The sequence below is a fragment of the Enterobacter sp. 22466 genome, assembly GCF_052044775.1.
In the GTDB taxonomy this organism is placed as follows: Bacteria; Pseudomonadota; Gammaproteobacteria; order Enterobacterales; family Enterobacteriaceae; genus Enterobacter; species Enterobacter dissolvens.
In genome coordinates this window covers 1,258,926-1,279,952 of record NZ_JBQENX010000001.1, presented here as the reverse complement: position 1 = coordinate 1,279,952, position 21,027 = coordinate 1,258,926, and the positions used below count along the sequence as shown (strand labels likewise).

At 57.0% G+C, this 21,027-nt stretch carries 18 protein-coding genes and 1 pseudogene; 11 read left to right on the top strand and 8 right to left on the bottom strand.

Going from position 1 to position 21,027, the window contains the following annotated elements; all coding sequences use genetic code 11:
• Nucleotides 1-20: 20 nt before the first annotated feature.
• From puuE to ACTJJI_RS06230, 4 genes are all read left to right on the top strand, one after another.
• Nucleotides 21-1,292, top strand: a complete 1,272-nt coding sequence (puuE, locus tag ACTJJI_RS06245; protein ID WP_440653453.1) for a 4-aminobutyrate transaminase — start codon at nucleotides 21-23, stop codon at nucleotides 1,290-1,292.
• 150 nt (nucleotides 1,293-1,442) lie between these two features.
• Nucleotides 1,443-2,930 (top strand): carboxypeptidase M32, encoded by a 1,488-nt coding sequence (locus ACTJJI_RS06240; RefSeq protein ID WP_440653451.1) that lies wholly within the window; start codon nucleotides 1,443-1,445, stop codon nucleotides 2,928-2,930.
• A 149-nt stretch (nucleotides 2,931-3,079) separates the two neighbouring features.
• The gene (asr, locus tag ACTJJI_RS06235; RefSeq protein WP_047362088.1) at nucleotides 3,080-3,472 is read left to right on the top strand and encodes an acid resistance repetitive basic protein Asr; all 393 of its coding nucleotides are present in this window, start codon (nucleotides 3,080-3,082) and stop codon (nucleotides 3,470-3,472) included.
• 276 nt (nucleotides 3,473-3,748) lie between these two features.
• A complete protein-coding gene (locus ACTJJI_RS06230) occupies nucleotides 3,749-4,570 on the top strand; it encodes a trypsin-like serine peptidase (protein ID WP_047362089.1) in 822 nt (273 codons plus the stop codon).
• 1 nt (nucleotide 4,571) lies between these two features.
• Here the strand turns inward: ACTJJI_RS06230 and ACTJJI_RS06225 are convergent, their stop codons facing one another.
• From ACTJJI_RS06225 to ACTJJI_RS06210, 4 genes and pseudogenes are all read right to left on the bottom strand, one after another.
• Nucleotides 4,572-6,734, bottom strand: coding sequence for a bifunctional diguanylate cyclase/phosphodiesterase (locus ACTJJI_RS06225; protein WP_014831694.1), 2,163 nt, complete (start codon nucleotides 6,732-6,734; stop codon nucleotides 4,572-4,574).
• Nucleotides 6,735-6,817: 83 nt separating this feature from the next.
• Complete coding sequence (gene mdtI, locus ACTJJI_RS06220; protein WP_014831693.1) at nucleotides 6,818-7,147, bottom strand: multidrug/spermidine efflux SMR transporter subunit MdtI; 330 nt, start codon at nucleotides 7,145-7,147, stop codon at nucleotides 6,818-6,820.
• Nucleotides 7,134-7,496, bottom strand: coding sequence for a multidrug/spermidine efflux SMR transporter subunit MdtJ (mdtJ, locus tag ACTJJI_RS06215; RefSeq protein ID WP_014831692.1), 363 nt, complete (start codon nucleotides 7,494-7,496; stop codon nucleotides 7,134-7,136). Before mdtJ ends, mdtI begins: the two co-directional genes overlap by 14 nt.
• 117 nt (nucleotides 7,497-7,613) lie before the next feature.
• Nucleotides 7,614-7,784, bottom strand: a pseudogene (locus tag ACTJJI_RS06210) (protein YdgV).
• A gap of 131 nt (nucleotides 7,785-7,915) precedes the next feature.
• Between ACTJJI_RS06210 and ACTJJI_RS06205 the strand changes: the two are divergent.
• Nucleotides 7,916-8,953: an AI-2E family transporter gene (locus ACTJJI_RS06205; RefSeq protein WP_014831691.1), complete on the top strand. Its 1,038-nt coding sequence runs from the start codon at nucleotides 7,916-7,918 to the stop codon at nucleotides 8,951-8,953.
• 17 nt (nucleotides 8,954-8,970) lie between these two features.
• Here the strand turns inward: ACTJJI_RS06205 and ACTJJI_RS06200 are convergent, their stop codons facing one another.
• Nucleotides 8,971-9,996: an LLM class flavin-dependent oxidoreductase gene (locus ACTJJI_RS06200; RefSeq protein ID WP_440653446.1), complete on the bottom strand. Its 1,026-nt coding sequence runs from the start codon at nucleotides 9,994-9,996 to the stop codon at nucleotides 8,971-8,973.
• Nucleotides 9,997-10,174: 178 nt separating this feature from the next.
• Between ACTJJI_RS06200 and yajD the strand changes: the two genes are divergently transcribed.
• Nucleotides 10,175-10,522: an HNH nuclease YajD gene (gene yajD / locus ACTJJI_RS06195; RefSeq protein ID WP_014169845.1), complete on the top strand. Its 348-nt coding sequence runs from the start codon at nucleotides 10,175-10,177 to the stop codon at nucleotides 10,520-10,522.
• Nucleotides 10,523-10,668: 146 nt separating this feature from the next.
• Here the strand turns inward: yajD and ACTJJI_RS06190 are convergent, their stop codons facing one another.
• A complete protein-coding gene (locus tag ACTJJI_RS06190; RefSeq protein ID WP_440653444.1) occupies nucleotides 10,669-11,457 on the bottom strand; it encodes a MipA/OmpV family protein in 789 nt (262 codons plus the stop codon).
• Between the two features lie 90 nt (nucleotides 11,458-11,547).
• On the opposite strand from ACTJJI_RS06190, the gene ACTJJI_RS06185 reads away from it, so the two are divergent.
• From ACTJJI_RS06185 to ACTJJI_RS06170, 4 genes are all read left to right on the top strand, one after another.
• Nucleotides 11,548-12,243 (top strand): response regulator, encoded by a 696-nt coding sequence (locus ACTJJI_RS06185; RefSeq protein WP_047362093.1) that lies wholly within the window; start codon nucleotides 11,548-11,550, stop codon nucleotides 12,241-12,243.
• Complete coding sequence (locus ACTJJI_RS06180) at nucleotides 12,240-13,436, top strand: sensor histidine kinase (protein ID WP_440653442.1); 1,197 nt, start codon at nucleotides 12,240-12,242, stop codon at nucleotides 13,434-13,436. Before ACTJJI_RS06185 ends, ACTJJI_RS06180 begins: the two co-directional genes overlap by 4 nt.
• A 78-nt stretch (nucleotides 13,437-13,514) precedes the next feature.
• Complete coding sequence (locus ACTJJI_RS06175) at nucleotides 13,515-14,663, top strand: efflux RND transporter periplasmic adaptor subunit (RefSeq protein ID WP_014831686.1); 1,149 nt, start codon at nucleotides 13,515-13,517, stop codon at nucleotides 14,661-14,663.
• The gene (locus ACTJJI_RS06170; RefSeq protein WP_440653439.1) at nucleotides 14,660-17,734 is read left to right on the top strand and encodes an efflux RND transporter permease subunit; all 3,075 of its coding nucleotides are present in this window, start codon (nucleotides 14,660-14,662) and stop codon (nucleotides 17,732-17,734) included. Before ACTJJI_RS06175 ends, ACTJJI_RS06170 begins: the two co-directional genes overlap by 4 nt.
• A gap of 34 nt (nucleotides 17,735-17,768) precedes the next feature.
• Here ACTJJI_RS06170 and ACTJJI_RS06165 read toward each other — a convergent pair whose 3' ends face one another.
• The gene (locus ACTJJI_RS06165) at nucleotides 17,769-18,536 is read right to left on the bottom strand and encodes an arylamine N-acetyltransferase family protein (protein ID WP_440653437.1); all 768 of its coding nucleotides are present in this window, start codon (nucleotides 18,534-18,536) and stop codon (nucleotides 17,769-17,771) included.
• A gap of 95 nt (nucleotides 18,537-18,631) precedes the next feature.
• Between ACTJJI_RS06165 and ACTJJI_RS06160 the strand changes: the two genes are divergently transcribed.
• A complete protein-coding gene (locus ACTJJI_RS06160; protein ID WP_440653435.1) occupies nucleotides 18,632-20,074 on the top strand; it encodes a PLP-dependent aminotransferase family protein in 1,443 nt (480 codons plus the stop codon).
• Here the strand turns inward: ACTJJI_RS06160 and ACTJJI_RS06155 are convergent.
• Entirely contained in the window at nucleotides 20,066-20,950 is an 885-nt protein-coding gene (locus ACTJJI_RS06155) for a LysR family transcriptional regulator (RefSeq protein WP_219279308.1), read from the bottom strand. The two genes, ACTJJI_RS06160 and ACTJJI_RS06155, sit on opposite strands and share 9 nt — an antisense overlap.
• Between the last annotated feature and the right edge of the window lie 77 nt (nucleotides 20,951-21,027).

The following is a 21,027-nucleotide window of genomic DNA, read 5'->3' as shown; positions in this document are numbered from 1 at the left end:
TCGACAAAAGGGTATCTGACATGAGTAACCAGGAATTTCATCAGCGCAGACTTTCTGCCACCCCGCGCGGCGTAGGCGTAATGTGTAATTTCTTTGCCCGCACGGCGGAGAATGCCACGCTTACCGACGTGGAAGGCAACGACTATATTGATTTCGCCGCCGGGATCGCGGTACTGAATACCGGCCATCGTCATCCTGAACTGGTGGCTGCAGTGGAAAAACAGCTTCACCAGTTCACCCACACGGCCTACCAGATTGTGCCGTATGAAAGCTACGTTTCATTAGCCGAAAAACTTAACGAGCTGGCTCCGGTGCAGAGTCCGGCCAAAACGGCATTCTTCACAACGGGCGCGGAAGCGGTGGAAAATGCCATTAAAATCGCCCGGGCCCACACCGGCAGACCGGGCGTGATTGCCTTCGGGGGAGGCTTTCACGGCCGAACCTATATGACCATGGCGTTAACCGGCAAGGTTGCGCCTTATAAGCTGGGATTTGGCCCCTTCCCGGGGTCGGTGTATCACGTGCCGTATCCCTCGGAGCTGCACGGCATTACGACGCAGGATGCCATCACGGCGATAGAACGTCTGTTCAAAGCAGATATTGAGGCGACACAGGTGGCGGCGATTATTTTTGAACCCATCCAGGGTGAAGGCGGATTCAACGTCGCCCCGCCAGAGCTGGTGACCGCCATCCGCCGTATCTGTGATGAACACGGGATCGTGATGATTGCCGACGAAGTGCAGAGCGGCTTCGCCCGTACGGGTAAACTGTTTGCCATGGAACACTACGTGGACAAGCCCGACCTGATGACGATGGCGAAAAGCCTGGCAGGCGGGATGCCGCTGTCCGGCGTGGTGGGCCGCGCCGAAATCATGGACGCGCCGGCGCCCGGCGGTCTGGGGGGGACCTATGCAGGCAACCCGCTGGCGGTGGCCGCCGCGCACGCGGTGCTGAATATTATCGACAACGAGTCACTGTGCGCCCGCGCCCGGCATCTGGGCGATCGACTGAAAGCCACCCTGGAAGAGATTCAGGGCACCTTCCCTGCGCTCGTGGCGATAAGGGGAAGAGGATCGATGATTGCGGCGGAGTTTTTTGATCCCGAGAGCCGTCAACCGTCGGCCGCCATCGCGCAGGCGATCCAGCAAAAGGCGCTCGCCCGGGGCCTGCTGTTGTTGATCTGCGGCCAGTACGGCAACGTGATCCGCTTCCTTTATCCGCTGACCATTCCGGATGCCCAGTTCAACCAGGCGCTGGCGATCTTGCAGCAGGTTATGCGTGATAAGGCCTAAGCGCCCACCGAAAACCGTCTGCCGGCATGCCGGCGACGGTTTCAACGCAGGAGATCGGCACCGATTTCCTCCGGGTGGGAAATGTTGGGGAATTTGGTCTGTTTCATTGTATGCTCCCTGAAACACATCCCTGGCAAGAGGAAATAAGAATTGCAAAAAATATCCGCCTATCAGTCACTTGTGAAAACTTTCCAGCGTCTCTCCCGCTTCTCACACCTCTCCTCCATCGCCAGCTGGGACATGTTCACCATGATGCCGCCCGGCGGCAGCACCGCGCGCGGTGAGGCGCTGGCGGAGATGAGCGTCCTGCAACATCAGATCCTGACCGACAAAAAAGTGGGCGACCTGCTGGCTGCGGCGGCAGGTGAAGATCTGAACGATGTCGAACAGGCCAACCTGCGCGAAATGACGCGTCAATATCAACAGGCCTCGCTGCTGCCGGAATCGCTGGTGGAAGCCAAATCGCTGGCGGGCAGCAAGTGTGAACACGCCTGGCGTACCCAGCGTCCGGCCAACGACTGGCAGGGGTTTTCCGCCAACCTGAAAGAGGTGGTCAAACTGAGCCGCGAAGAGGCGCGTCTGCGCGCGGATGCCAAAGGTTGCTCACCTTACGACGCGCTGCTCGATATTTTTGAGCCGGACATGACCAGCGCGCGCCTGGACGTGCTCTTTGCTGATATGAAGTCCTGGCTGCCGGATCTGCTGGCAAACGTGGTCGAAAAGCAGGCAAAGCAGTCGTTCGTCCCGCCGCAGGGACCTTTCCCGACGGCAACGCAGCGTGAGCTGGGGCTGGAAGCCATGAAGATGCTCGGCTTCGATTTTAACGGTGGTCGTCTGGACGTGAGCGCACACCCGTTCTGCGGCGGCGTGCCGGAAGATGTGCGCATTACCACACGTTATGACGAAGATGAACTCCTCAGCGCCCTGTTTGGTGTGATCCACGAAACCGGACACGCGCGCTACGAACAGAACCTGCCGCGCGCGTGGGCCGGTCAGCCCGTTGCCCTGGCACGTTCAACGGCAATCCACGAATCCCAGAGTCTGTTCTTTGAGATGCAGCTTGGCCGCAGCGAGGCGTTCCTGAAACATCTCCTCCCTGCCGTTCATGCCCGTTTTGGTAGCCAGGCGGCGTTTAGCGAAGAGAACTTTATCGCCTGGAACCAGCGCGTGAAGCCGGGCTATATCCGCGTCGATGCAGACGAAGTGAGCTACCCGGCACACGTGGTGCTGCGCTATGAGATTGAGCGGGCGCTGATCAATGGCGATATCGAGGTGGACGACATTCCGGCCCTGTGGGATGAGAAAATGCAGGCCTGGCTCGGGTTATCCACCAAAGACAACTACCGCAACGGCTGTATGCAGGACATCCACTGGACCGACGGCGGATTCGGTTACTTCCCGTCTTATACGCTGGGGGCGATGTACGCCGCGCAACTGTTCCACGCCGCGAAAATGGCGCTGCCGGGTCTGCAGGCCTCTATCGCGGAGGGAGATCTGTCGGCCCTGTTTGACTGGCTGCGCCAGAATGTCTGGCAACACGGCAGCCGGTTTACCACGTCACAGCTGATCACCCAGGCGACGGGAGAAGATCTGAATATCCGCTACTTCCGTGAACACCTGACCTCGCGTTACCTCTAATGACCCACGCCGGGGAACGCCCCCGGCGTTGTACAAACGGTTACACGCCGATACCAATCACTCACGGAAACCCCGAATTTACAGGGATATAGTTATTTCAACGGCCCCGCAGTGGGGTTAAATGAAAAACCAAATTCGAGGGTATGAACATGAATAAAGTATTAGCTCTGGTTGTTGCCGCTGCTATGGGTCTGTCTTCTGCTGCGTTCGCTGCTGAGACTACTGCAACTGCTCCAGCTGCCGCTGCACCAGCTGCAACCACCACCGCTGCTCCGGCAAAAGCGGTACACCACAAGAAACATCACAAAGCCGCTAAACCTGCTGCAGAGCAAAAAGCGCAGGCGGCTAAAAAGCACCACAAAAAAGCCGTAAAACAAGACGCCGCTAAACCGGCTGTTGAGCAGAAAGCACAGGCCGCGAAAAAGCACCACAAAAAAGCGACTAAACCCGCTGTAGAGCAGAAAGCTCAGGCCGCTAAAAAGCATCACAAAAAAGCAGTAAAACACGAAGCTGCTAAACCAGCTGCTCAGCCAGCTGCGTAAGAGTACAAGCTAAACCGTGCCCTTCGGGGCACGTTGGTAAACCGGCGCTGAACCTTTCAATACAGCGCCGTTTTTTTATCCGGAGGGCGTATGCTGCGACGCTATCGGTTTGAGTTGATCCTTATCCTGCTTATTTTATGCGCGCTCATCGCAAGCCAGTTTTATCTTTCCTGATCGTAGCACGCTGATTTTACTCCCACTTTAGCGCTGTCCCGTCTATAGTATTTTCATAGGGTTCACTTTTAATAATCATAATTACCCCCACCAGAGTGTGATATGCGTAAATCTGTTGTGTTATTACTGGGAACGTTTGCTCTTTTTTCTGGATTCGCGCATGCGGATGATGGCGATGATGACACCATTAGCGCGAAAGAGCTTAAAACGCTGTTTTTCGGTCATGATGATCGTACGCGTGTCGCCGATCCTACCCAGGCCCCGTGGGATGCCATCGGGCAACTGGAAACCGCCAGCGGTAACTTATGCACCGCCACGTTGATTACCCCTGAGCTTGCCCTGACCGCAGGCCATTGCCTGTTGACGCCGCCGGACGGCAAACCCGACAAAGCCGTGGTACTGCGATTTGTGTCTCAGAAAGGGATGTGGCGCTATGAAATTCACGGTATTGAAGGCCGGGTTGACCCTTCGCTGGGTAAGCGCCTGAAACCGGACGGTGACGGCTGGATCGTGCCCCCTGCGGCGGCTTCCTGGGATTTCGGTCTCATCATTTTGCGCTACCCGCCTTCAGGTATTACCCCGCTCCCGCTCTTTGACGGGGATAAAGCCGCACTGACCGCCGCGCTGAAAGCCGTCGATCGCAAGGTGACGCAATCCGGTTACCCGGTTGATCATCTGGATACGCTCTACACCCATACCGACTGCATTGTGACCGGCTGGGCGCAAAACAGCGTGCTCTCGCACCAGTGTGATACGTTACCGGGCGACAGCGGCTCACCGCTGATGTTGAAAACGGAAAACGGCTGGCAGCTGATTGGCGTGCAGAGCTCGGCCCCGGCGGCCAAAGATCGATGGCGCGCAGATAACCGTGCTCTCTCGGTGACCGGTTTTCGTGACAAGCTTGATGCGCTGGCGCAACAGTAAATCAGCACTGTTTGACCTGACGTAACGCCACAATTGACTCAATCGGCATTGGCTGGCTAAACCAGAAGCCCTGCAATTGATCGCAGCCAGCCAGCCGCAGCAATTTCATCTGTTTTTCGTTTTCCACCCCTTCCGCGACCACTGCCATGCCCAGGGCATTGGCGATGCGCACTGTTCCACTCACCAGTGCGGCGGCCTGTTCATCGTCATCCACCAGCCCGGCAAGAGATTTGTCGATCTTGATGGTGTCAAAATTAAAACGCCGCAAATAGCCAATGCTCGAATAGCCTGTGCCAAAGTCATCCAGCGCCACCGCCGTTCCCAGTGCTTTCAGGTTGGCGATGGCCATGCGGGCGCGCTCCGGATTTTCCAGCACATAGGTTTCCGTGACCTCAAGCTGCAGTCGATTGGCCGGGAAACGGGTGGTCTCCAGCACCTGGGCGACCTTGTCTTCGAATTCAGGATCGCGAAACTGCGCGGGCGAGATGTTAACGGAGAGTTTTAACTCGCTGAAAGGCGCCATGTCCCGACAGGCCCGATGCAAAACAAACTGACCCAGTTTGTAAATCAGACCGCTGGTCTCGGCGATGGAGATAAAAGTGTCCGGGCCAATCTCGCCGCCCGGACGACGCGGCCAGCGCACCAGCGCTTCAACACCGCTCATTTTCTGGCTACGCGCGTCGATGATCGGCTGATACCAGACCTCAAACTCGTCCTGCTCCAGCCCGTTACGGATCTCATTTTCAATCGCCAGCTGACGTTCACGGGCGCTGTTCAGCTCCGCGTCGTAGTGGGTAATACGCCCTTTTCCGGTCACTTTGGCGTGATACATGGCGATATCCGCACGGCGAAACAGTTCAGAACTGCTGCATTCAATCAGGGTGCCGCTGGCAATACCGATGCTCGCACCAATATGAATGGTGCGATCGCCCAGCCGTATGGGGGCGTTGAGGAAGTCCAGCACGGCATTGGCAAACGCGGTGGCAAGGGTTTCCGCATGGTCGCCCCCCACGGTCATGGCAAATTCATCGCCGCCCATTCGCGCCAGCATTCCCCCTGGCGGAACGCGGGCTCTCAGCGCCTTCGCAATCGCCACGATCAAATCGTCCCCCACGTCGTGACCGTAGATATCGTTCACATCCTTAAAACCATCCAGATCGACAAACACCACGCTTTTTACATCAATATCACCGCGTAAACTCACCTGTTCCAGCGCCTCGATTAACGCGCGTCGGTTCGGCAAATGGCTTAACCAGTCCGTTCTCGCCACCAGTCGCGCCTGGCTCTCGCCCCGTGCCAGTTTGTACAGGCCGATGCTGCTCACCAGAATGAACAGCAGGATCAACCCCGACGCTAACACCACAATCTGCGTGATATCGGATGAGGCCGCCCGGGCAGCCTCCGCGCCCGGCAGGCGTGCCTGCCAGTTGATATACCCCAGTAACTCTCCTGCTGAACTGCGCAGCGGCAGGCTCAGAGCGCTGATTTTGTCAGGGCTATAGTTGAGGTTATCAATCTGAAAGGTCGTTCCCAGATCGGATAATATTTTGCCGTTAAGGTGGCGAGTAATCACCAGATAGCGGCGCGTGCCATCGTGAACCTGTAATCGCCCGACCATCGGGCGAATCAGCCCAATGCCGATAAACGCCACACCGTGGCGTGTCTGAGTGATCCCGGCGTAGATATTTTTATCGCTGGATAACGCACGCCGGTGCTGGTCAATCAGCGCTTTCAGGCCCTGGCCAAAAAAGTCGAGCGTCGTCTCGGTGAAGGGCTGGCTCTGAAACGAGCCCCAGATAACGTGGAAGTGTTCATCCAGCACGAAGGTGCCATCATAAAGGTTGTCGATCTTAAAGCCGGCGCCCCAGGTGTTATACAACCATTCGGTATTGAGCGTTGGGCGGTAGGCCTCGCGAACCGCGTCGTCCCAGACCGCGTTATCAATGACCAGCGAGGAGACGCGGTTGACTGAGGTCTGAATCGCCCCCTTTACGGAAAGTGCCGAGCGGTGTTCATCAATTTCATTGGTTTTGGTGCTGATAAGATGCAGGGAAAGGTAGAGCAGCGCGACGATGGAGATGATTAAGCCGATCCCCGCCATGAAGATCATGGCAAACAACGTTCTCGCGGTGGGAATATTGCGCCAGCTTAATGTGCGATACATCAGCCATCCTCTTCATGTTTTGCTTTTCTAAGCGTAATACAGGCGGCGAATTTCGCCGCCTGAAGATGATGGCTCTATTTTTATCAGGCGAGTTTTATCATAATCATGCCGGCCAGCAGCAGTGCCAGACCGATCCAGCCTTTATTATTTAATCGTTGGCCGAAGAGTATCCAACCTGCTGCCAGGGTCGCGGCTATACCAAAACCGCCCCATAATGCGTACGCTACTGACAGATCGATACCTTTTACCGCCTGCGACAGGGCGCTAAACGCACCCAGTACGGCAGCAATCGACATCAGGCCGTAAATTTTACGGCGGAAACCATCAGAGAATTTCAGAAAGACGTTCGCCAGAATTTCCAGAACAATGGCGAACCCCAGCCAGGCCGCGTGGATCCATTCAAACTGTTGCATGGGTCTGCTCCTTCTGCTGTTTTGTCGGTTTACGTGTACCCGATTTAATCAGCACAATCCCGACAACCAGCGTCGTCAATCCGGCAATTTTCATTGTTGATAATGTTTCGTCAAATAACAAAACGCTGAACAGCGTAATCAACAAAATACCGATACCTTCCCAGAGGGCATAGGCTACCCCCAGTGCGATTTTCTTCACCGCAAACGAGAGGAAAATATAGGAAAGTGAAATCATCACCAGCATTAAAATAAAACCGGTGTTGCCATCGCTGACGCTTGCCCATTTCATAGACAGCGTGCCGGTAATTTCAGCGAGAATAGCCAGGGCTAATAAAATCCAGTAAAACATGTTTTTCTCCTGCTTGAGAATATAATCCATCGCGGCTCGCTGCGAACAGCAAACCAGAAAAAAGAAAATTAAATCAGATAGCTAAGCGCGTAGCGCCAGCTCAGGCAGAAGACGTGACTATAGCGCGTTGCGCCAGTGTTGCTCAGCAGACAGAAGGCAGAAAGAGGTGGAAAATACAGCAGTGTGGTTTGAAGAATACGTCCTGAACAAATTGTCCATAAAATTACAATTATCCGCGGTGTTGCTTCTCGTCTTTGCGGATCAAAATTGTCCTCGGTAGTTGAACACGCTGAATTTGTACCATAAGTCAGGATTTTACTCAAAGTCTTTTCAATTCTTTACTGAGCTCGTTTGATTTTGGTTAGTTTATTTAAACGCCATTCGCATTTATCATTAATAAAAAATATTCAGGAACCGCCATGGCTAAACCCATCATTACCCTGAACGGCCTTAAGATTGTCATCATGCTTGGCATGCTGGTGATCATCCTGACGGGCGTTCGTTTTGCCGCCGATATTATCGTGCCTTTTATTCTGGCGCTATTTATTGCGGTGATCCTTAACCCGCTGGTTCAGCGCATGGTGCGGCTACGCATACCGCGCGTGCTGGCGATCACCCTGCTTATCAGCATCATCATTATCGCCATGGTGCTGCTGGTCGCTTATCTGGGCACGTCCCTCAATGAGCTGGCGCGCACGTTGCCGAAATACCGCTCGTCGCTGGTGATACCGCTGTTGCAGATTGAGCCCTGGCTGCAGCGCGCGGGCATTGAGGTCTCCGTTGAGGAGTTGCTGAAGTATATCGATCCCAACGCGGCCATGACCCTGGTCACCAGCCTGCTGGCGCAACTCTCTAACGCCATGACCTCTATTTTCCTGCTGTTTTTAACCGTGGTGTTTATGCTGCTGGAGGTGCCGCAACTGCCTGCCAAACTGCAGCAGATCATGGTTCGGCCGGTGGAAGGAATGGGAGCCATTCAGCGCGCGCTGGACAGCGTCTCCCGCTATCTGGTGCTGAAAACGGCGATCAGCCTCGTCACCGGGTTTGTTGTCTGGGGAATGCTGGTTGCGCTGGATGTACGGTTTGCCTTCGTCTGGGGGCTGCTCGCCTTTGCGCTCAACTATATTCCCAACATCGGTTCCGTGCTGGCGGCCATCCCGCCTATTCTTCAGGTGCTGGTTTTCAGTGGCTTGTATGATGCACTGGTTCTGCTGGCCGGTTATCTGGTGATTAACCTGGTCTTCGGAAATATTCTTGAGCCGCGCATGATGGGGCGCGGGCTCGGGCTTTCCACGCTGGTGGTGTTTTTATCCCTGATATTCTGGGGTTGGCTGCTCGGCCCCGTCGGCATGCTGCTCTCCGTTCCGCTGACCATCATCGTCAAGATTGCGCTTGAGCAGACGGCGGGCGGACAAAGTATCGCCGTACTGCTGAGCGATATGAGCCACAGAGGCTGAGCAACCCGTTACTTAAACTATTCGCGCCAGCCCATCGCTGGCGCTACATGTTTGAGGATCGACTCAATCACATGCGCGTTGTAGTCCACGCCAAGCTGATTCGGCACGGTCAGTAACAGGGTATCCGCTTCGGCGATCGCTTCATCCTGCTTCAGCTGTTCAACCAGCTTATCGGGCTCCGCCGCATAGCTGCGTCCGAAAATCGCCCGCGTTTTTTCATCCAGATAACCCACGCTATCGCTGTCGTTGCGGCTGGCTCCGAAATACATCCGGTCACGATCGTCCATCAGGGCGAAGATACTGCGGCTAACCGACACGCGCGGCTGACGGGTATGGCCCGCCTCTGCCCAGGCCTGACGATACGCGCGGATCTGTTTTGCCTGCTGAATATGGAACGGCTCACCGGTTTCATCGTCTTTCAGCGTTGAGCTTTGCAGGTTCATGCCCAGTTTTGCGGCCCAGACCGCCGTTGCATTTGAACCCGCCCCCCACCAGATGCGGTCGCGTAAACCTTCAGAATGTGGCTCCAGGCGCAGCAGACCCGGCGGGTTCGGGAACATCGGTTGCGGGTTTGGTTTCGCAAACCCTTCTCCGCGCAGCACCTCAAGCAGCACCTCAGTATGACGACGCGCCATATCCGCTTCGTTTTCCCCTTCCTGCGGGACATAGCCAAAGTGACGCCAGCCATCAATCACCTGCTCCGGCGAGCCGCGGCTAATGCCCAGCTGCAAACGCCCACCGGAGATCAGATCCGCCGCCCCGGCGTCCTCCGCCATGTACATCGGGTTTTCATACCGCATGTCAATCACGCCGGTACCGATTTCGATGGTTTTGGTTTTTGCGCCTATCGCCGCCAGCAAGGGGAACGGCGAGCTGAGCTGGCGGGCAAAGTGGTGCACGCGGAAATACGCGCCATCTGCGCCCAGCTCTTCAGCCGCTACGGCCAGCTCGATGGACTGCAGCAGCGTGTCCGCTGCGGTTCGGGTACCGGACTGCGGCGACGGCGTCCAGTGACCAAATGATAAAAATCCGATCTTTTTCATAACAGGTAATCCTGAGAATGTGATGCGTTTCCTCTACTTTACGCATTACCGGGCAACAATAAATGCCGTTTATTTAACGGAATGCTTCAAATAAATTGACTGAACTGCGCAGATCGCCATGACGTTCCATAATGGGATATAATTTCGTTCACTCTTTTCCTCGCAGGTAAAACCGGCAATGGCTCTGATCCCTAAAAACTACGCGCGGCTGGAAAGCGGCTATCGTGAAAAAGCGTTAAAAATTTACCCATGGGTCTGTGGGCGCTGCTCACGGGAATTTGTCTATTCCAACCTCCGTGAACTCACGGTCCACCATATCGATCACGACCATACTAACAACCCGGAAGATGGCAGTAACTGGGAGCTGTTATGCCTGTTTTGCCACGATCATGAACACTCGAAGTACACCGAAGCAGACCAGTACGGCACCACCGTTGTCGCGGGAGAAGACGCGCAAAAAGATATGGGTGTCGCCACCTTTAATCCGTTTGCTGATTTGAAAGCGATGATGAACAAGAAGAAATAATCTTCCTGGTTTTTTCTTGTCTCGCCACTTCTCCCCCTCCGGCCAGCTCTGTTCACCCGTATACATAGACGTACCAGGTAATGACATAGATGGCCGTTATCATTGCCCCGGCGACGCCGAGGAAGACCGCATCTTTCACCTCCACGCTAGAATGTCCAGGTGATGGCGGCGGTGACAGCGCCTTCCTGACGTCGCGATACGATTGGGCTGTTATTCGCATGCTCCCCAAGCCAGATGTAGTCAGCGCTCAGCAGCGTGCCCCAGTGGGCATCGAGCTGATGGCTCCATGTCAGGCTGTTGTCTATACCGTAGAATCCACCGGGCGCTGAATAACGGCTATAGCCGGCGCGCAGACTCTGCTGCTGACTGACGCCATACCAGGTATTCATGTAACGGCTGTCGCCAAACAGGGATGCCGACTGAAAAACAATCGTGTCCTGACTGTTTTGCAGAGGGATCAGCGTGACAGAGGCCTGGTAGTTTACCCCCTGACTGTCCGTTACAGGCAGGGTCGCTTTGCCTTCCACGCTGAGCCAGGAAGTGATTTGCCAGCCGACTGCCAGCCCGGTATTCAGGCTGGTATCGATCTCTCCCATCCCTTTCAGATTATTCGCTCCCTCGCGCCAGCTGGCGTTTTCGTCCGCCCTGCCCAGGTCGTAACCCAGAGTATGTTCAAGGTACACGCCGCTGTCATTTTGCAGGTCATATCCAATGCCTTTCTGCGCATCAATAAAGAATGCGCCTTTGCGCCCCTGTAAAACAGGAACCCCTTGCCATACCTGCTTGTCAGAGCCTGAATAACGAGGCGCATAGCGTCCTCCTGCCCCAATCGTCAAATAGTCGGAAGACGTTTGTGCCTCATCGGCGTGTACGCCGGATGCTGCCGTCATCAGAAACGGAACGGTCATATACAGGGCTTTTTTTCTCGCTATCATACTGGTCTCCACTTCTACGTTGTGCGCAGTATGATTTGGCTAAATCAATGAATAGTCGGGATAGTGTTAAGAAACGGTCAAGGTGAACAGATGTTGTCCAGAAGAGTGCTGATTATTGAAGATGATGCCGATGCGGCTGGCGTACTTGAAGCCTATTTACGCCGTGAAAATTACGATGTGACCGTCACAGGGGACGGGCTGGCCGGACTGGAGATGGCGCAACGCTGGAAACCCGATCTTGTCTTGCTGGATGTCATGCTTCCCGGACTCAACGGAACGGAGGTGCTGGCCAGCCTGCGTCGCAAAAGCGATGTGCCCGTTATCATGGTGACGGCTATGGGCGATACGCCCGATCGCATCGGCGCGTTGAGATACGGGGCTGATGACTATGTCGTTAAACCCTATCATCCTGGTGAAGTCGTGGCACGGGTGCAGGCGGTGCTGCGCCGGAGTAACAAAAACACGCGCGAAGAAGAGATCCTTCGCTGGCAGACGCTGGAGGTGGATGTCACGGCCATCGTGGCGAGTATCGTCAACGATGACAACACGCCACGGGTACTGGATCTGACCCCAACGGAATTCTCGCTACTGGCCACGCTGATGCGTTCACCTTCGCGTCCTTTTTCCCGTCAATATTTACTGGAGCACTGTTTGCCGGAAAGCGAGGCCCTGGAGCGGGTGGTGGATACCCATATTTATAACCTGCGTAAAAAACTCGAAGCCGCGGGTATTTCCGGCGTGCTGGTTAACGTTCGCGGCGTGGGTTACAGGTTCAGACAGCCATGATAAAGACCCGTCATTCCTCCCTCTGGCGCTGGATTTGTGCGCGCATCCTGGCGCTGGCGATTGGCAGCGTGATCGTTATTGCAGCCTGCATGTGGCTGCGTTACGCCGTGCAGAACTACTGGATAATGGGCAAAATGCCCGCAGCGGTCCGGCAGGAGTTTCTCACGCTCAGCCAGAATCCGCAGTCAAACCCGGCCCGCTTTCACGATATTGTAGACAGCTGGTGGGGGCTCAGTTACTCCACTCCGTCCATCGCCTCGGCTGACTGGGTCACCGTGGCTCTGCTGGTGCTGGTGATGATCCCCTTCATCGTGGTGATGGGGCTTAAGCACGCACGTCCTCTGGCGCTGCAGTTCAGCTGTCTTCGGGATGCGGCCAAAGATGTGGCCGATGGACAGTTTGGCCGACAGGCCGAGCTGGTGAAAGATGCGCCTGCAGAAATGATCAGCTTTGCAACTGACTTTAATACCATGACCGGACAACTGGCTCGCTATGAAAAGGAGCTGCGCGCCTCGCACGTTGCCATGGCACATGAGCTGCGCTCTCCCCTGACGGCAGCCATTGGACGTCTGCAGGGTATGATGGACGGTGTGTTTGACGCCAGCCCGGAGCAACTGGGGATGGTGATGAAACAGCTCCAGCACCTCAACCGGCTGACCGATGAATTGCACCTTCTCTCTTTGGCTGATGCGGGAAATCTTGTACTTGAAGAACGGCCATTGCGTCTGGATGAGCTGATTCAGGAGCGGGCAGACTGGATCACCCCGCAGGCCGATGCGCATAATTTTACGATAACGTTGCGTAACCCGCGCGCCTGCCCTTTCAGAGGCGATGCGTTCCGTATGGGACAGGTGTTTACGATCCTCATGGAAAATTCACTCCGCTACGGACGCGAGGGAGGCCATCTGGAGGTGTCCCTGCATTATGCCAGGGGGCAGTACACCCTCGAATTCGCCGATGACGGTCCGGGTGTATCAAAGCACTTTTTACCGGACATGTTTAAGCGATTTAGCCGCGAGGAACAGTCTCGCGCCCGCCACTCCGGCGGCAGCGGCCTCGGTTTATCTATTGCCCAGGCGATTTGCCAGGCGCATGGGGGAAGTATTCACGCGTCATTGCCGGATACCGGAGGACTTGTGGTGCGCATCCAGTTGCCCTGGCGCGCTTATGACGAGGAAAATTCCCGTTCTTGATAAACCCTTGACACAACATCGAATCTTTCTCGATGAACAGCCGATTAAATAACGCCATCCCTTTTCTGGAGCGGCGTTATGTCAGACGAATTCATTCTCTCCCTCCGCCACAGTCTGCATCATGTATACAGCGTGGCGCGCACCCTTTCCTGGCTGCACTTTATTCCCCTGGTGATACTTGCTCTGGTTATTTTCCCGCTAACCGGCTGCGGCGATAAACACGAAAACACGCCGCCCCCCGTGCGGGCGGTACGCTACAGTGTGGTGGGTTCAGCGAAAACGCTGCCGGCACTGGAAAGAACCGGTGAGATCCATGCCCATGATGAGACGACGCTGAGTTTCCGTGTCGGGGGCAGGATCCTCACGCGCGTTGTCGATATTGGCGATCGGGTTACCGCCGGGCAACTGCTGGCGACCCTCGACAATACCACCGGACAAAATCAGCTCGACGCCGCCACCGCTGACTATGAGGGTGCCAAAGCCTCAGCGCAGGTTGCCGCGCTCAACGTCAACAGAATGCAAACGCTGATGCCAACCGGCGCGATAGCCCGCACGCAACTCGACACTGCCCGTGCAGACTGGCTTGTCGCCAGCGCGCGTCTGAAAAGTAGCGAGGCGGCACTGCGCAACGCCCGGGAAAGCCTGGGCTGGACCCGCCTTCTCTCGCCGAAGGAGGGCATCATTACCGCGGTCAGCGCCTCTGCGGGCCAGATTGTCAGCGCAGGCCAGTCGGTGCTGACGCTGGCGACCGGTGAAGCCCGCGATGTGGTGTTTGATGTTGCCGCGCCCGATGAGATCCCCTCACCGGATAAAGCTGAATTCCGCATCGCCTTGCTCAGCGACCCGACGGTCAATGCTTCAGCGGTGTTACGCGATATCACGCCTCAGGCCGATCCCCTGACCCGTACCTGGCGGGTCCGCGCCACCCTGAACACCCCGCCCGCCGCCATGGCTCTGGGCGCCAGCGTCACCGTAACCCTGCCCTCCAGTGCCGCGTGCGGTTACGTCCTTCCGGCCTCGGCACTGAGTCGTTACGCAGACAGGCCCGCTGTGTTTGTGATCAACCAGCAATCTCAGGCGCAACTGCGCGTGGTTGTGCCGGCACGTTACACAGCCTCCTCCGTCATCATCGCCTCCGGTCTTGCGCCCGGTGACAGAGTGATTACGGCTGGCGTGAGCAAATTACGCTCAGGCGAACCGGTGATTGCCGGAGAGGAGCAGCCATGAACATGAGACGAACAAAAGAGACAGTTAACCTCTCCGCCTGGGCGCTTAAAAATCAGCAGATGGTCAGTATCTTTATGCTGTTAGTCATGGCGATGGGCGTGTTCTGTTACGAGCGCCTGCCGCGCAACGAAGATCCGGCGTTTACCATCAAAACGGCCGTGGTCTCCGCGCAGTGGCCGGGGGCATCGGAAGCGGACACGACCCGTCTGCTGACGGATACGCTTGAGAAAAAATTACAGGAGGTCCCCTGGCTTGATTATATCGAAAGCGAAACCCGGGCTGGACGTACCGTTATACATGTCAATCTGCGCGATGACACGCCGCCGCAAACGGTGCCGGATATCTGGTACCAGGTGCGGAAGAAAATGCAGGATATCGCCCCGTCCCTGCCCGAAGGCGTCCAGGGCCCTGCCGTCAACGATGAATTTGACGACACGTTCGGCACGATTTATGGCTTTATCCCCGAAGGCTATTCCCTGCGGGAGGTTCGGGATCGGGTGGAGACACTGCGTCGGGAGCTGATGTCCCTGCCGGATATCGGCAAAACCACCCTGCTGGGTGAACAGCAGGAACAGATGGTTCTGGCCTTTTCCCCGGCCCGTCTGGCGGGGATGGGTCTGGATATTCAGCAGGTTGCAGAGGCGCTCAGGGCGCAGAATGCCGTCGTCCCGGCGGGCATCATGCGCACGGGGCAGGAGAACATCGCACTCCGCGTCAGCGGTTCGCTCACCTCAGAGGAGAGTTTACGCGCGGTCACGCTGCATATTAACAATCGTTATCTTCCCCTGACCGACATTGCCACCCTCACCCGGGAAAACGCCGAGCCGCCCTCGCCGGCGTTCCGCGTCAACGGAAAACCGGCTATCGGGCTGGCGATTTCAATGGCGCCGACAGGCAATATGCTGCGTTTTGGCGCCGCATTGAATCAACGAGTGGCCGCCCTCAGCGCCGGGCTGCCACACGGTATCGAGATGGTGAAGGTCGCCGATCAATCCGCGGTAGTCAGCGACGCGGTGAGGGGTTTTATCAGGGTTCTTACTGAAGCGGTGGTGATCGTCCTGGCCGTTTCATTTGTCTCTCTGGGGCTACGGGCGGGGCTGGTTGTGGCTGCGGCAATCCCGCTGGTTCTGGCCATGACCTTCGCCGGAATGATGCTGGCCGGGATTGGCCTGCAGCGCATCTCGCTCGGGGCACTGATTATTGCGCTGGGTCTGCTGGTGGATGACGCCATGATCACCGTGGAAACCATGGTTTCTCGTCTGGAGGCTGGCGATTCCCGTCGGCAGGCGGCAACCCGGGCATTCACCACGACGGCATTCCCGATGCTTACCGGCACCCTGGTGATGATCGCCGGATTTATTCCGGTCGGCTTTGCGGCATCCAGCGCGGGTGAATACTGCTTTTCTCTGTTTGCGGTCGTGCTGATTGCCCTGCTGTGTTCATGGGTGGTCGCGATCCTGTTTTCACCGCTGACCGGAACATGGCTGCTGCCGGAGAACATCAGGCATCATACCTCCGGCCCGGGGCGGCTCGCACGCGGCTATCACTGGCTGCTGCGCAAGGTTTTGCGCCACCGACTCGCCACCGTGCTTTGCGCCCTTGCCGCACTGGGTTTGTCCCTGTACGGGACGACGTTTATGCAGGGCGAGTTTTTCCCCGCGTCCGACAGACCAGAGCTGCTGGTGAGCCTGACGCTTCCGGCCAACGCCTCACAGCCGGAAACGCAAAGAGAGGCCGAAAAGCTGGAAAAGGCGCTGGCAGGTAATAGCAATATCGATCATTACTCAACATACGTGGGATCGGGCGCCATCCGTTTTTATCTGCCAATGGATGTGCTGCTGGAGAATGAAAACAGTGCCCAGTTGGTGGTGGTCGCGAAAAGCCTCACCGCCCGCGACCGTCTGCACGCACAGCTGAACAAGATACTGGCGACGCAATTTAGCGACATTATCACGCGCGTATCTCCCCTGGAGCTCGGGCCCCCGGTCGGCTGGCCCATCAAATACCGGGTTAGCGGGCCGGACTATGTGAAGGTTCGGGCGCTGGCGAATCACCTGACGGACGTGATTGGCCGGTCACCGCTCACACGTGAAGTCAACCAGACCGCCGGTGAACCGGAGAGAGTAATTACCCTTACGGTGAATCAGACGGCGGCCCGGGCTGCGGGCGTGTCGTCAGAAAGTCTGGCCCGGACGCTGAATACGGTCTGGTCCGGCAGCGTCGTGACCTCGATACGGGATAATGACCGGCTGGTGGATGTGGTGCTCCGCGCCAGAGACAGTGAACGTCTTAATCTGGCCACACTGTCGTCGCTGACCGTTGAGGGGAACGATGGCAAAAAAATTCCGCTCAGTGCTGTCGCAACCCCGGTCTGGGGGGTGGACGATCCGGTTGTCTGGCGTCGTCAGCGCCTGCCGTTTATCACCGTGCAAACTGACCTTGCGCCGGGGCTCAGAGCCGAGGTCGTCTCCGCCGCGCTGCGCCCGGCGGTGGATAAACTGCGTGCCCAATTGCCTGCGGGCTACCGTATTGAGGAAGGCGGCGCGGTGGCGGAGTCCGATAAAGGAAACCGGTCTGTCTTTACCGTTCTTCCGGTGACGCTGGTCATTATGTTGTTATTGCTGATGCTTCAGCTACGACGCTATTCCCGGATGTTTCTGGCCCTGTTCATGGCCCCGTTTGGCTTACCGGGCATCGTTCTGGCGATGCTGCCGGGCGGAACACCGATGGGGTTCGTCGCCCTGCTGGGCGTGATCGCGCTGGCGGGCATGATCATTCGTAACGCGGTGATCCTGATCGGCGAAGCTGACAGCAATCTGGCTCAGGGGATGACGAACGATGCCGCCATTATTGCAGCCGCAGAGCACCGGGCCAGGCCTATCTGTCTGACCGCCTGTGCCGCCATTCTGGGCATGATCCCCATCTCGCACCAGGTATTCTGGGGACCGATGGCGTATGCCATTATCGGGGGGTTGCTGGTCGCGACGCTGGTCACACTCACGGTACTGCCCGCGTCGTTCAGTCTGTTATTACAGTGGGGGGACGCTTTACGCAACCGGCACAACGTATAGACCCGGTCTGTGCGCAAGAGATCCCCCCAGTCCGTTACGCGGTCGTCAGCGCAAAACGGGTTCTCAGGACCTCAGCAATATCCTCTTCCGCCAGTTGCTGTGTCTTTGTGCCATTTGCGGTGATGGTCTTCAGCATATTGCCCAGCAGGATTTGGCGTCCTTCGGGGTGATGCTGCACGACCACTCGCTTCTGCACAAAGATGGCGTCAGGATGGGTTGAATTCAGGTAGTTGGCCGGAATGAAATCAACCCATTCCTGAACAGAGAGATCAAAACCGTATTGATTAGCCCACGCCCCCTCTACCTTCGCCTGGAGCAGGTACTCGCCCCTTGCGTGACGGGTAAGGCGGAAGGTGTCGAAATCTTGTCCGATATCGACATCAAGCATGTCGAGGGCCATCGGCGCACGGATGCCATAGCTGCCAAACCCGAGGTCGCAGAGCCACTGACGGCCCTCCACCTCCGCCACCACCGCCATATGGGTTTTTGGGCGACGTGCCGGGTAGAACATGGGGCGCGCCGCCACAAAACGCCAGGAAATGCCTAACGCCTCCAGCGCCATGGCAAACAGCCCGTTGACCTCGTAGCAATAGCCGCCGCGCCCCTGATGCAGGATCTTATCGACAATCTCTTCGGGTACCAGCGAGACCATTTTGCCTGCCTGTACGTCCAGATTTTCAAAAGGGACCGCAAAGAGCTGATGGCGCATCAGCGCATGCAGGGTGGCGGTATCGGCCGCCGCTGGCCCGGTATAGTTTATACGTTTGAAATAGGTAGAAATATCAAAGTTGTCGCTGTGCATAGTGCCTCCTTGTCCTGAACATGCCGGACACTATAGATGGCGCTCCGCATTGGCTGTATAGTCAGTTTTATCGAAAATCAGACTGTACAGATCCCATGTCCGTCCCGTCCCCCCATTACCGCCGGATTGCAGAGATGCTGCGCCTTACCCTGGCTTCAGGTGCATTGCGACCCGGTGACCGGATGATCTCCGCGCGTAAACTGGCAGAGCGCGAGCACGTTAGCCTCCCGACGGCCCTCGAAGCCCTTCGTTGCCTCGAGGCCGAAGGCCTGATTGTTGCCCGTCCACGTTCGGGCTATTACGTCCACCAGCCCCGCGTGCCACAGAACGTGCCATCATTCCACACGCCTCCCGGCCCGGTACCGGTGACCATGTCAGCCATCGCCCGCTCGCTTTTCAGTCGCGCAGAAGCGCGCCTGGTGCCGCTGGGGGCCGCACTGCCCGACCCCACCTGGCTACCGGGAGATACGTTGCATCGCGCGCTTCATGCGGCCAGCCGTCGTCTGGAAGCACACGGTCAGAGCTACAGCCTGCCGCCGGGGCGAGTGGATCTGCGCAACAGGGTCGCCGCACGCGCGGCACAGTGGGGAGCCCATTTTGGTGCAGACGATCTGGTCATCACCGCGGGCGCAACGCAGGCGCTGCGTCTGGCTTTGCGGGCCGTGTGCCAGCCGGGTGATGTGGTGGCGATTGAGTCCCCCGCTTACTTCGGCACGCTACTGCTGCTGGAGGATTTAGGTCTGAAGGCGTTGCAGATCCCAACCGATCCCGTCGAAGGCCTGTTACTGGCACCGCTGGCTGAGGCCATTCGCTGTCACCGTCCCGCGGCTGTGCTGGCCTCGCCCACGGTGCAAAATCCGCTCGGCGCCAGCATGTCCGTCGCCGGTAAACAGGAGCTGGTTGCCCTGCTTGAAGAGGCGGGTATCCCTCTTATTGAGGACGATGTTTACGGGGACCTGGTGGGTGAAGGTCAACGGCCTCCGGCCTGCAAGGCCTTCGACCAGAGCGGGAATGTGCTCTACTGTAGCTCATTGTCCAAAACCCTTGCGCCAGGCTGGCGTATCGGGTGGATTGCCGCCGGACGTTACCACACGCAGGTCTTACAGGCCCGCATGGCCGGGGAGTGGGCAGGCGCACCGTTAATTGAAGCCGCGACGAGCGAAATACTCGCCAGTGGTGACTACGATCGCCATCTTCGACGGTTGAAAGTTCGCATCGCCGAAGGGATACAGGCCGTTACCGCGCGGGTGGAGGCGTGCTTCCCGCCGGGTACGCGTATTACCGCCCCCGCCGCCGGTTTCTTGCTGTGGGTTGAACTTCCACACCAGGTCAATGCGCTGGAGGTGCATCGTCGCGCGCTGGCGCTGGGCATTGGCGTCAGCCCTGGCCCGCTGTTTTCCCCGGGGGCGGAGCTGATGAACTTCCTGCGCTTAAATTGCGCGAATGAACCCACGCCCCAGTTGCTCAACGCTGTGGAACAGATCGGCGCGATTTGTCACGAGCTGGCGGGTGCTCACCCGCCGTTGATTTCACAATAGGCTTTCCAGCCATTCGGTGAATACCCGCACCTTGCGCGAAAGATGGCGGTGCGGATAGAGAATCGACAGCTTACGATCCGGGGAAGGACAACCTGGCAATACTTCGACCAGTTGGCCGCGGTCGAGGTAAGGCTGTATAAAGAGATTCATCCCCTGCATGACGCCCAGCCCGGCCAGCCCTGCGGCGATGTAGGCCTGAGAGTTATCCACCACCAGCTTGCCGGGCAGTGTCATTTCCGCCGTCCCTTCTGGCGTCGTAAAGGTCCACGGTTTGATTTGCCTGCTGTTGGTGTTGATCCAGTTGATGGCCCGGTGCTTCTGTAAATCATCCAGCGTTTCTGGCGTGCCGTGAACCGCCAGATAGTCAGGGCTGGCGCAGGTTTTAATCCTGATGTTTCCTATCCTGCGCGCAATATAGTCGCCGTCGTCCAGCTCCCCCACCCGTAACACGCAGTCCAGACCATCGCGCAGCATATCCCGCCGACGGTCAGAGCTACTCAGTATGATGTCGATGTCAGGATGCTGGCGATAAAACTCAGGCAAACGAGGAATAACCACCATTGACGCAAACGCGATGGGCATATCCACACGCAGTTGTCCGCGCAAGACCTGATCAGGGCCAAACGACTCAAGTAACGCATCCGCCTGGGCCAGCAACGGTTTACTGCGGCGATAAAACGCTTCCCCGTCCGGCGTCAGGTCAATCCGTCGCGTGGTGCGTTGCAGTAAACGCGTGCCGCTGTGTTGCTCCAGTAACTGCAACGCTTTGGTGACGGCGGGACGATGGATCTGCAGATTCTCTGCCGCCTGGGTAAGACTCCCTGACTCGACAATTTCAATAAAAATACGAATCGATTCAAACAGATTGATTTGCATACATGCGTTCTTTTGCCGCGAAGTTCATCGTGAATGAGGGCATAAAATAATTATTACTGATTTTATAACAGTGATGA